The sequence below is a fragment of the Psychromarinibacter sediminicola genome (assembly GCF_029168335.1).
Classification (GTDB): domain Bacteria; phylum Pseudomonadota; class Alphaproteobacteria; order Rhodobacterales; family Rhodobacteraceae; genus Psychromarinibacter; species Psychromarinibacter sediminicola.
Window position 1 is genome coordinate 89875 of the sequence record NZ_JARGYC010000007.1, and the last position, 11412, is coordinate 101286.

The 11412-nt window shown below is 70.7% G+C and carries 10 protein-coding genes and 1 riboswitch; of the genes, 6 read left to right on the forward strand and 4 right to left on the reverse strand.

Going from position 1 to position 11412, the window contains the following annotated elements; all coding sequences use genetic code 11:
* Nucleotides 1-9 precede the first annotated feature (9 nt).
* Nucleotides 10-1557: an exodeoxyribonuclease VII large subunit gene (gene xseA / locus P1J78_RS04475; protein ID WP_275566124.1), complete on the forward strand. Its 1548-nt coding sequence runs from the start codon at nt 10-12 to the stop codon at nt 1555-1557.
* Nucleotides 1558-1917: 360 nt separating this feature from the next.
* Here xseA and P1J78_RS04480 read toward each other — a convergent pair whose 3' ends face one another.
* Nucleotides 1918-2313 carry a hypothetical protein gene (locus tag P1J78_RS04480; protein ID WP_275566125.1) on the reverse strand — a complete coding sequence of 132 codons (396 nt, stop codon included), beginning with the start codon at nt 2311-2313 and terminating at the stop codon, nt 1918-1920.
* A gap of 48 nt (nt 2314-2361) precedes the next feature.
* Nucleotides 2362-3423 (reverse strand): alkane 1-monooxygenase, encoded by a 1062-nt coding sequence (locus P1J78_RS04485; RefSeq protein ID WP_275566126.1) that lies wholly within the window; start codon nt 3421-3423, stop codon nt 2362-2364.
* Nucleotides 3424-3596: 173 nt separating this feature from the next.
* Here P1J78_RS04485 and ftsY point away from each other — a divergent pair, with 173 nt between their 5' ends.
* Nucleotides 3597-4925, forward strand: a complete 1329-nt coding sequence (gene ftsY / locus P1J78_RS04490) for a signal recognition particle-docking protein FtsY (protein WP_275566127.1) — start codon at nt 3597-3599, stop codon at nt 4923-4925.
* A gap of 13 nt (nt 4926-4938) precedes the next feature.
* On the opposite strand, the gene P1J78_RS04495 is transcribed toward ftsY, so the two are convergent.
* Complete coding sequence (locus P1J78_RS04495) at nt 4939-5430, reverse strand: MgtC/SapB family protein (protein ID WP_275566128.1); 492 nt, start codon at nt 5428-5430, stop codon at nt 4939-4941.
* Between the two features lie 72 nt (nt 5431-5502).
* Between P1J78_RS04495 and P1J78_RS04500 the strand changes: the two genes are divergently transcribed.
* Both P1J78_RS04500 and P1J78_RS04505 read left to right on the forward strand, forming a co-directional pair.
* The gene (locus P1J78_RS04500) at nt 5503-6405 is read left to right on the forward strand and encodes an EamA family transporter (protein WP_275566129.1); all 903 of its coding nucleotides are present in this window, start codon (nt 5503-5505) and stop codon (nt 6403-6405) included.
* Nucleotides 6406-6717: 312 nt separating this feature from the next.
* Nucleotides 6718-7323, forward strand: a complete 606-nt coding sequence (locus P1J78_RS04505; protein ID WP_275566130.1) for an inner membrane-spanning protein YciB — start codon at nt 6718-6720, stop codon at nt 7321-7323.
* Nucleotides 7324-7384: 61 nt separating this feature from the next.
* Here P1J78_RS04505 and P1J78_RS04510 read toward each other — a convergent pair whose 3' ends face one another.
* Nucleotides 7385-8326: a lipase family protein gene (locus P1J78_RS04510; RefSeq protein WP_275566131.1), complete on the reverse strand. Its 942-nt coding sequence runs from the start codon at nt 8324-8326 to the stop codon at nt 7385-7387.
* Between the two features lie 344 nt (nt 8327-8670).
* Nucleotides 8671-8749: riboswitch (SAM riboswitch) on the forward strand.
* Nucleotides 8750-8809: 60 nt separating this feature from the next.
* Between P1J78_RS04510 and metZ the strand changes: the two genes are divergently transcribed.
* Together metZ and folE2 are read left to right on the forward strand one after the other, a co-directional pair.
* Nucleotides 8810-9991: an O-succinylhomoserine sulfhydrylase gene (metZ, locus tag P1J78_RS04515; protein WP_275566132.1), complete on the forward strand. Its 1182-nt coding sequence runs from the start codon at nt 8810-8812 to the stop codon at nt 9989-9991.
* A 217-nt stretch (nt 9992-10208) separates the two neighbouring features.
* Nucleotides 10209-11318, forward strand: a complete 1110-nt coding sequence (folE2, locus tag P1J78_RS04520) for a GTP cyclohydrolase FolE2 (protein ID WP_275566133.1) — start codon at nt 10209-10211, stop codon at nt 11316-11318.
* Nucleotides 11319-11412 lie beyond the last annotated feature (94 nt).

An 11412-nucleotide genomic window follows, 5' to 3' on the forward strand; every position in this document is an offset into this window, starting at 1 on the left:
GTCGCGGCCATGTCCGACCTGATCGACGATCCGACCCCGGGCGAGAACGCCCACGAATACACCGTCTCGGAGATCTCCGGGGCGGTGAAGCGCGTTCTGGAGGGCGAGTTCGGCCGCGTCCGGGTGAAGGGCGAGGTGGGTCGCGTCTTCGCCGCCCGCTCGGGGCATCTGTATTTCGACATCAAGGACGACCGCAACGTGCTGGCCGCCGTGTCCTGGAAGGGGCAGGTGGCGCGGCTGACGGTGAAGCCCGAGGAAGGCATGGAGGTCGTCGCGACGGGGCGGCTGACCACCTTCGGCTCGCAGTCCAAGTACCAGCTGAACGTCGAGGAGGTGCGCCCCGCCGGGGTCGGCGCGCTGATGGCGATGCTGGAAAAGCGCAAGAAGGCGCTGGCCGCCGAGGGGCTGTTCGAGGAGTCGCGGAAGAAACCGCTGCCGTATCTGCCCGAGGTGATCGGGGTCGTCACCTCGCCGTCGGGCGCGGTGATCCGGGACATCCTGCACCGGCTGCGCGACCGGTTCCCACGCAAGGTGCTGATCTGGCCCGTCGCGGTGCAGGGCGAGCGCTGCGCGCCCGAGGTAACGCGGGCGATCGAGGGGTTCAACGGCCTGACGCCGGGGGGCGCGCTGCCGCGGCCCGACCTGATCATCGTCGCCCGCGGCGGCGGGTCGATCGAGGATCTGTGGGGCTTCAACGAGGAAAGCGTCGCCCGGGCGGCGGCGGCCAGCGCGATCCCGCTGATCTCGGCGGTGGGGCACGAGACCGACACCACGCTGATCGATTACGTGTCGGACCGGCGGGCGCCGACGCCGACCGCGGCGGCGGAGCTGGCGGTGCCGGTGCGGATGGAGCTGATGGCCTGGGCCGACCAGCAGGAGGCCCGGCTGAGCCGCGCGATGACCGAGGCCGTGGGCCGGCGCCGGCAGCGGCTGGGCGACGTGAGCCGCGCGCTGCCGCGGCCCGAGACGCTGGTGGCGCAGGCGCGGCAGCGGCTCGACTGGGCCGGCGACCGGCTGGAGCGGGCGATGGAGACCGGCCGCGAGCGGCGGCGGGCGCGGCTCGCCGAGGCGGCGGTGCATCTGCGGCCCGGTGTGCTGCGCCGGCGGGTCGAGGAGCAGGGCCGCGCGGCGGCGGCCTGCGGGCGGCGGCTGGAGCCGGCGCTGTGGCGGCTGGTGCGGGAAAAGGAGCGGGCGCTGTCGGGGACGGCCGGGCGGCTGCGCGGCTCGGTCCTGCGGCGCGACCTGGCGCGGCAGCGCGAGGCCTTCGGCGCGGCGGTGCGGCGGCTGGCGGCGGCCGGGCGGGCGCAGGTGGCGGGCTGGACCGACCGGCTGGAGGGGCTGGAACGGCTGCGCCAGAGCCTGGGCTACCGGGAGACGCTGAAGCGGGGCTACGCGGTCGTGCGGGGCGAGGGCCGGGTGGTGACCCGGAAGGAGGAGGCCGAGGCGGCGGCGGGGCTGGAGATCGAGTTCATGGACGGCCGGCTGAAGCTCGGCGGGACGGCCGGGCGGCGGTCGAAAGGCGGCGGGGAGCCGCCGGAGCAGGGGGAACTGTTCTGAAGGCGTCCAAGGGTGTCCGAGGTTGGACGGGGGTCTAACTGTCTGTAATTTATACAGATAGCGGTAACAGGGTTTGGTCCGGACGCGCGGCAGGACACGGCCTTTTCGGCTTTTGCCGGATAGCGGCCCCTGGCGAGTGGGACGCCGTGCAGCGCCGACCCGCCGGGGCGCGGTCGAGCCTTGCGATGCCGGAGACATAAGCATCAAGGTCGGACACTTGGCACCGTCCTCGCCAGAAGCGCCGCCCCGGGGGGGCGGGGCGGCGCTGCACGGCGTTCCGCCGCGCGAAGCAGGTGGGGATGCCCCGCGGCTGATCCAGTGTCTTGTCGTGCGGCTTCAGTCACGCTGCACGGCGTCCTCCTACACCCCCACATCCGGCCCGCGACAGACCAGCGGCTCCTCGCTGTTCTCGACCTCGTAGAGCTCGCGGCCGGTCTCGGAGCCCATGAAGACGGCCGAGAGGCGGCCGCCGCTTTCGGTGAAGCGCCAGCATTTCGGGGTGGTGTCGTGTTCGTAGACGAAGCAGATGTTCTCGCCCTCGGCGTACCAGTAGCCGTCCCAGCACTCGTCGCCGAGATAGGCCCAGCGGACCTGGCGGTTGGGCAGGTATTGCTCGATCCCGTAGGCCTCGCCCTGGTCGTGATAGGTCAGGGTGCGGCCGGTGACGTAGGATTCGAACTCTTCGGCGGTCATCGCGTCCTGCGCCGCCGCGGGGGCGGCGAGGGACAGGGCGAGGAGGAAACTGATCGGGCGCATGGGGGCAGGTTGCCAGAAACGCGGGCCGCGGGCCAGTGACATCGCGCCTCATTCGGCGGCGTACTGCGCATCCCCTTTCGGCTGCCAGCGGGCGACGCGGCGGTCCATCACCCGGCGCCAGAGCGCGGGGACGAGCGCGAGCGTCGCCATGGCGGGCAGGCTGCGGGGCAGTATCGGCGCCTCCTGCGCCGAGGGCAGGCGCAGCTCGGGATAGGGGCGCGACGGGTGCGCGTGGTGGTCGGAATGGCGCGGCGCGTTCAGCATCATGTGGCTCGTCAGCCAGTGCGGCGCGTTCCAGCTGTGCTGCGGGCCGACGGGCTCGTAGCGGCCGTCGGGGCGTTTGGCGCGGGTGAGGCCATAGTGCTGGACGTAGTCGGATAGCAGAAGCTGCGCCTGCGCGTAGGCGGCGAGCGCCAGGTGGGCGGCGATGCCGGGCAGCCCGGCGATGGCGCCCGACAGCGCCAGCCAGAAGGCGGCGCCGGTGAGGTAGAGCGCGTAAGGGTTGAGGCGCTTGCCGACGCGGCGGCTGCGCGCGGTCTCGGCCGCGAGGCCGGCGCGGAACGAGCCGATCCAGGCGCGGGGGAGAAAGCGCCAGTAGCTCTCGCCCAGGCGGGCCGAATTCGGGTCGCCCGGCGTGGCGACGTGGACGTGATGCACCAGCGGATGCGCCGAGGCGTGGTGGCCGAAGAGCAGCGAGATATAGACCCACTTGCCCAGCAGCGACAGGCGCCGGTCGCCGCGATGGATCAGCTCGTGCGCGTTGGAGTTGGAGACCTGGCCCATGAAGAGCCCCGCGCCGAGGAACAGCATGAGGCGTTCGAGGACGGTCAGGCCGGGCGTGGCAAGGGCGTGGACGGCGAGGATCAGCAGGGCGAAGTGCGAGATCGCGAGGACGACGGAGAGGCGGTCGTGGGCCGGGAACTCGACGCCTTCCGGGGCGGCGGCGGCGACGATCTCGTCCAGGAGGTAGGCGAGCGCCGTCATGTAGAGGAGCGCGGCCCAGGTGAACGGGGTGCCGCAAAGGGCGGCCCCGGCCAGCAGCGGCACGGGGGCGAGGCTCGCCAGGGTGAAGGCGAGGCCGGGGGTCGTGGTGGCGGTTCGGTCGGGCACGTCGTCGGGGCCTGTTCGGTGGTCCGGTTCGGGCAGGATCTGTCATGCCATTTCGGCGGCATGATGGCGAGGGTGGCGGCATTTCGGGGGCATCCGGCGGCGTCGCTGTGCCCGGGCCTTCCATCCGCCCGCGGAACGGATTACCTCGGGCCGAGAGCAAGGAAAGAAGCGACATGTCCTTTTTCGGCAAGCTGAAAGACCGGCTGTTCAAGTCCTCCTCGAAGCTGGAGGAGGGGCTGGACGCCATCGTGGAGGAAGGCGGCGAGGCGGACGAGGCGCCGGAGCCCGCGCCCGAGCCGGAGCCCGCGCCCGAACCGCGCCCCGAGCCCGAGCCGGCCCCCGTGCCCGACGCGCCCGAGCCGGAACCGGAGCCGGAACCGCAGCCGGTGCCGCCCGAACCGGAGCCGGCGCCCGGCCCGGAACCGGAAGAGGTGCCCGACCCCGAACCGGCCCCCGAACCGGCCCCCGGCCCGGAGCCCGCGCCTGTGCCCGAGCCCGAGCCGGTGCCGCCCGGCCCGTCCGAGGTGCCGCCCGCCGCGCCGCCCGAACAGCCGGTGCAGCCCGAGCCGATCCCGATGGATCTGCCCCAGGAGATGCCGGCGGAGCGGCCGGGGCTTCTCGGCCGGCTGATGGGGCGCGGCAGCAAGCCCGTCGTCCGCCGGGTGCTCGACGACGACATGCTGGAAAGCCTGGAGGATCTGCTGATCACCGCCGATATAGGGGTGGACACCGCGCTGCGCGTCACCTCGAACATGGCCGAGGGGCGGTTCGGGCAGAAGCTCTCGGCCGAAGAGATCAAGCGGCTGCTGGCCAGCGAGATCGGGCGGATCATGGAGACGGTGGCCAAGCCCCTGCCGATCTACCCGAAGAAGCCGCAGGTGGTGCTGGTGGTGGGCGTGAACGGCTCGGGCAAGACCACCACGATCGGCAAGCTGGCGAGCCAGTTCAACGGCGCCGGCAAGTCGGTGGTGATCGCCGCCTGCGACACCTTCCGCGCGGCGGCGGTGGAGCAGCTGCAGGTCTGGGGCGAGCGCGCCGGCGTGCCGGTGCTGACCGCGCCGCAGGGGACGGATCCGGCGAGCCTGGCCTTCGACGCGATGGTCAAGGCCGAGACCGAGGGCGCGGACCTTCTGATGATCGACACCGCCGGGCGGCTGCAGAACCGCGCCGACCTGATGGAGGAGCTGGCCAAGATCGTCCGCGTGATCCGCAAGAAGGACCCCGAGGCGCCGCACAACACGCTGCTGGTGCTGGACGCGACCACGGGGCAGAACGCGCTGAACCAGGTGGAGACGTTCCAGAAGATGGCCGACGTGACCGGGCTGGTGATGACCAAGCTGGACGGCACCGCGAAGGGCGGCGTGCTGGTGGCGCTGGCCGACCGCTTCGGGCTGCCGATCCACGCGATCGGGGTGGGCGAGCAGATCGACGACCTGGCGCCGTTCGACCCGCAGGAATTCGCCGCGGCGCTGACCGGGCTGGAGGCGGAGCGGGCGGCGTGAGCCGGCGGCGGCGCTATCGCGTGCCGATGCCCTTCTCGAAGACGCGCACCAGGAACAGCACGCCGATGGTGATCGCCGTGGCGAGCCCGGCCAGCGGCACCTGGCCCGAGCCGCAGGCCAGCCCGATGGCGCCGGCGAGCCACATCGAGGCACCGGTCGTCACGTGGTGGACCTTGCCGCCGGAGGTGAAGATGATGCCCGCGGCGAGGAAGGCGACGCCGGCGGTCACCGCCTCGATCAGGCGCAGCGGGTCGATGCGCAGCGCGTCGTTCGCGTCGCCGGCGCCGAAGGGCAGGGAGGCGAGCTGCTGCGCCACGAGAATGAACAGGCAGGCGGCCAGCGAGACCAGCATGTGGGTTCGGAGGCCGGCGGGCTTGTGGCGGATCTCGCGCTCCAGGCCCACCGCGCCGGCCAGCAGCAGCGCCGCCACCAGGCGCAGGCCCGAGACCTGCCAGCTGACGGTGGAGAAGCTTCCCGAGAGTTCGTTCCAGATGGCCTCGACCATGGGCGCCCCCTTTGCCGGTCGTCTCGACTGTAACGTTAACATGACGGGCGCCGGTTCCAAGGCGGCCGGCGGGTGAGCGCCTGGCTGATCTCGCTGGAGGGGACCGAGGCGGGGCATGTGCTGGCGCTGGGGCTGGCGCTGTTCGCGGCGTTCCTGCACGCGGTGTTCGGGGCGCTGCAGAAGGGGCGGCACGATCCGTGGCTGTCGCGCGGGGCGATCGACGCGAGCTACGGGCTGATCGCGATGCCGTTCGCGCTGTTCGTGGTGCCGTGGCCCGAGCCGCATATGTGGCCGATCTTCGCGGGCGCCTTCGTGATCCACACCGCCTACAAGCTGGCGCAGGCGGCGGCCTATACCAAGGGCGCCTACACGGTGGTCTATCCGGTGGTGCGGGGGACGGGGCCGCTGTTCACCGTGATCGGGGCCTATCTGCTGTTCGGAGAGATCTTCACGCCCGGCCAGTGGCTGGGGGTCGCGGTGCTGCTGTCGGGGATCTTCGGGCTGGCGCTCTACAACCTGCGCTACCTGGACGCCGAGCGCGAGACGCTGCCGCTGGCGCTGGGCCTGGCGCTGCTGACCGGCGGGTTCGTGGCGGTCTACACGACCTACGACGCCTACGGCATCCGGGCGACGGCGGACCCGTTCACCTTCCTTGCGTGGTTCTTCATGGTCGACGGGGTCGCGATGCCGGTTCTGGCGGCGCTGCGCTGGCGGAGCATGGTGCATCGGCCGGAGGTCGGGCCGCTGGCGGCGCGGGGGATCGTGGGCGGTGTCGTCGCGCTGTTCTCCTTCGGGTCGGTCATGGTCGCGACGCGGCTGGACAAGGTGGGCGAGGCGGCGGTGCTGCGCGAGACCTCGACCGTCTTCGCCGCGGTCATCGGCTGGCTGGTGCTGAAGGAGAGCGTGGGGCCGCGGCGGCTGGGCCTGATGGCGCTGATCGCCGCCGGCGCGGTCATCGTGGAGATAGCGGGGTGAGGCGCGCCCGGAAAAGCGTCCAGTGGACGCTTTTCAGCGCCGAACGCGCGGAGCGCCGAAGGCGGCGTCTCGGAAAGGCGCCAGTGGCGCCTTTCAGCCGCGAACGCGCGGAGCGCCGAATGCGGCGTCCCGGAAAAGCGTCTGGTGGGGGCTCTTCAGCGCCGAACCCGCGGAGCGCCAGAGGCGCCCTCCGGGCCACAGACAACGCCAACGCACATGCGGAGCGCCGGCGACAACTGCCCGACCGCGCCGTCTGGATGTTCCGGGCCACAGCGATTAGGTAGGGGCGCAGACCGAGGAGAGGGCGCGCGCATGGCGGACAAGAAGATCTCGCAGGGCACCAAGCTGGCGCTGGACCTGGGGCCGATCCTGGCCTTCTTCGTGGGCTACCTGCTGTTGCGCGACCGGAGCTTCATTATCGCGGGGGCCGAGTATTCCGGCTTCATCGTCGTGACCGCCTGCTTCATCCCGCTTCTGGCGCTGACCACCTTCGTGCTGTGGCGGCTGACGGGGACGCTGTCGAAGATGCAGATCGTCACGCTGGTGCTGGTGGTCGTGTTCGGCGGGCTGACGGTGTTTCTCAACGACGAGCGGTTCTTCAAGATGAAGCCCACCATCATCTATGCGCTCTTCGCCGCCGTGCTGGGCGTCGGGCTGCTCCGTGGGCGGTCCTACATGCAGCTCGTGATGGACGAGATGCTGCCGATGACCCACGAGGGCTGGATGATCCTGACCAGGCGCGTCACGGGGTTCTTCGTTCTGCTGGCGGTGCTGAACGAAGTGGTCTGGCGGACGATGTCGACGGATGCCTGGGTGAACTTCAAGACCTTCGGGCTGACGATCGGGCTGTTCGCCTTCTTCATGCTGCAGGGCAAGCTGTTCCAGACCTACGGGCTGGAAAAGGAAGGCGACGGCTGACGCCGTTCTCTTGCAAAGAGAACGGGCCGGAAGATTTGTAATCTTCCGGTTCGGAGTTTTTCTAAAACTCCGGTTGCGGGTGGGAAGCGCCGGCGCCTGACCCGGCGCGCGCCGGCCGCAGGCGGGCCCAGCGGGGTTCGGCCGAGGCGGGCAGCGCCCGGCGCAGATGCGGCAGCGACAGGCGGTCGCGGTCGCGCAGAAGCGCGGCGTAGAACAGCAGGAGCCCCGGCCGCAGGTAGGGCGCCCAGTGGCAGACGCGGCGCTTGGGCGGCGGCACGTGGAACCCCAGCCGCTCCAGCGCGCGGCGGGTGGCGGGCGCGTCGATCTGGATGTCGAGCCAGTTGGCCAGCCGCAGCCCCTCGCCCAGCGTCCGATCACCGCGTTCGGGCGGACGCAGGACCCACTCGATCCCGGCATCGAACAGGTCGTTCTCGCGCGTCGTGATGTTCAGCACCTCGGCCGTGCGGCCCGCGGGCGCGGCCATGGCCGTGGCGGCCGTGCCGCGGAACTCGGCCGCGGCCATCAGCACCATCCGCCCGACGCTGCCCGCCGGCGCGCGGCGCAGCGCGGCGAGGCAGACCCGCGCGCCCAGCGAGTGGGCGACCATGTCGACCGGGCCGGAATGGTAGTGCCGCAGCCGCGCGATCGTCTCGGCCAGCGCGATGCCGGCGTCGCGCGCCGCGCCCCAGGCCGACCAGATCGAGCCGCGCGCCTCCCAGCCGAAGGCGATGCATAGCCCCTCGCCGCGCCGGCCGCGACCGAAGCCCAGATGGCGCGGCCAGCTCAGCGTCTTCCAGCAGCCGCGCGGCGGGGCGAGCGAGAAGATGTGCCGGTGCGGGTCGGTGGCGGCGCGGCTCGGCGCGTATTTGTAGCCGTGGACCAGCACGATCACCGGGGCGCCCGGCGGCAGCGCCGCGGCGGCGGCGCGCAGCGCGGCGTCGAGGTCGCCCGCCCCGTGCAAGGCGGGCGCGGCGCCCACGGCATTGACCCTGAGAAGTGGCATTGTTCCGATCCCGCCACTAGGAGCATGTCGCGTTCAATTGTAGTCTCCGGCCGCCCCGAACGCATTCGCTTGCGCGAACGCTGCCTCGGGACGGCCGGAGACTGCGTGAATCGGATCAAACGCGACACGCTCTAGATATGGTGGCTGTCCGATACCCAAGACATAATACAGAGGCATGAAGACTCGGTTACGGCTGCGTGACGCTGCCGTGCGGCCACGGTGCGGGCGGCGACACGCGGCTCTTTCGCGGGCGCGGCGGCGAACGGCTGAAATGCCGGGCAGTTGGCGCCGGAACGGGCACGTGCGCCGGGAATTTCCTTGACCAAGGCCGCCTGCCGCCCTAGTCGGGTTGCCGTGGCGATTTGTTCACCGGATTGCGGGCCACGTTAATCATTCCGCTAAAGAGGTGTCGGACGGTCCAGACCCCCGGCGCTTTGAACGCGGTGGGGGTTTTTTGTTGCGCGACGAAGGAGGCGCAGGGACATGTCGAAGGATTGGAACACCCGCACGAAGCTGGTTCACGAGGGCGTCCGCCGCAGCCAGTACGGCGAAGTCAGCGAGGCGATCTTCCTCACCCAGGGCTTCGTCTACGACAGCGCCGAGCAGGCCGAGGCGCGGTTTCTCGAGGCGGGGCCCGACGAGTTCATCTATGCCCGCTACGGCAACCCGACGGTGCGGATGTTCGAGGAACGCATCGCCGCGCTGGAGGGGGCCGAGGACGCCTTCGCCACGGCCAGCGGCATGGCGGCGGTGAACGCGGCGGTCATGGCGATGCTGAAGGCGGGCGACCACGTGGTCTCGTCGCGGGCGCTGTTCGGGTCGTGCCTGTATATCCTCGAAGAGATCCTGCCGCGCTTCGGCGTGGAGGTGGATTTCGTCGACGGCACAGACCTGGACGCCTGGCAGGCCGCGATCCGCGACGATACGAAACTGGTGTTCTTCGAGACCCTGTCGAACCCGATGCTGGACGTGATCGACGTCAAGGCGGTGACCGAGCTGGCGCATGCCAAGGGCGCGCTGGTCGTGGCGGACAACGTCTTCTCCACCCCGATCTTCAGCCGGGCGATGGAATTCGGCGTGGACCTCGTGGTCTATTCCACCACCAAGCATATCGACGGGCAGGGGCGCTGCCTGGGCGGCGTGGTGCTGGGCTCGAAGGAGCTGATCCGCAAGAAGCTGGAGCCGTATCTCAAGCATACGGGCGGTGCGCTGTCGCCGTTCAACGCCTGGGTCATGCTGAAGGGGATGGACACGCTGGATCTGCGCGTGCGGGCGGCGGCGGACTCGGCGTTGCAGTTGGCGGAAGCGCTGGAGGGGCACGACAGGCTGGCGCGCGTGGTCTATCCGCATCTGCCGTCGCATCCGCAGCACGACCTGGCGACGCGGCAGATGGGGGCGGGCGGCACGGTGCTGTCGCTGGACCTGAATGGCGGCAAGGAGGCCGCGTTCCGGTTCTTGAACGCGCTGGAGATCTGCATCATCTCCAACAATCTCGGGGATTCGAAGTCGATTCTGACGCATCCCGCCACGACGACCCACCAGCGGCTGAGCGAGGACCAGCGCGCCGCACTGGGGATCACCGACGGGCTGGTGCGGATGTCGGTGGGGCTGGAGGATACCGACGACCTGCTGGCCGACCTGCGGCAGGCGCTGGACGCGGCGTAGACCGGGTGCCGGCGCGGGCGGTGAGGGCGGAGGGGGCGCTGCCCCCGCGCGCGTTGCGCGCCCCCCGGAGTATTTCGCGCCAGAAGAAGCCCGGGCGCGGCGTCGGGGGCGGAACGGTGATCCGGGCGGGTCCGGGCCTCGTATGACCTGCAACAGGGTTTGCAAGAGCGGCGGGTCGCCCCTAACTCTTAGGGGGTCCACCCGGGAAGGGAATGAGATGAACGTTCAGACCAGGATCGACGGCGACCGGCCCGACCGGCCCGACCGGGACGAGGCGGAACAGGCGCTTCAGGTACTGCGGCAATGGGCCGGCAGGGCGGCGCCCGAGGAGATCTCCGACCTCGACCCGGCGCTGACCCGGCTGCTCGCGGCCGAGCCGGACGCCTATCCGGCGCTGGCGCGGGCCTATCCGGAGGATTTCGAGGCGGGGCCGAACTATCGCGCGACGCTTCCCGACCTGCAGAACGGGCCGGAAAGCCTGATCCGCGGGGCGAAGCGGCCGATCCAGCATGTCGGCATCTCGAACTTCCGCCTGCCGATCCGCTATCACACGCGCGACAACGGCGATCTGACGCTGGAGACCTCGGTCACCGGCACCGTCAGCCTGGAGGCGGAGAAGAAGGGCATCAACATGTCGCGGCTGATGCGCAGCTTCTACCGGCATGCGGAGAAGACGTTCAGCTTCGACGTGATCCAGCGCGCGCTGGAGGATTACAAGGCGGATCTCGGCAGCTTCGACGCGCGGATCATGATGCGGTTCCGTTTTCCGATGAAGAAGGGCTCGCTGCGTTCGGGGCTGGAGGGCTACCAGTATTACGACATCGCGCTGGAACTGGTGGAAACCGACGGCGTGCAGCGGCGGATCATCCACCTGGACTATGTCTATTCCTCGACCTGCCCCTGTTCGCTGGAGCTCAGCGAGCATGCGCGGGCGCAGCGCGGGCAGCTGGCCACGCCGCATTCGCAGCGCTCGGTGGCGCGGGTCTCGGCGGTGATCGCGCCGGGGCAGGGCTGTCTGTGGTTCGAGGACATGATCGACCTGTGCCGCCGCGCGGTGCCGACGGAGACGCAGGTGATGGTCAAGCGCGAGGACGAGCAGGCCTTTGCCGAGCTGAACGCGGCGCATCCGGTCTTCGTGGAGGACGCGGCGCGGCTGTTCTGCGAGAGCCTGCAGACGGAGCCGCGGGTCGGCGATTTCCGGGTGGTGGCGAGCCACCAGGAGAGCCTGCACAGCCACGACGCCGTCAGCGTCCTGACCGAGGGCGAGACCTTCGAGGCGTCGAGCCTGGACCCCCGCCTCTTCGAATCGTTGTATCACACGGGGTGAGCGCCGGTCCGGCGTAGCCGGCGAAGCGTCCAGTGGACGCTTCGAGGCGCGAACGCGCGGAGCGCCGAATAGCGCCGGTCCGGCGTAGCCGGCG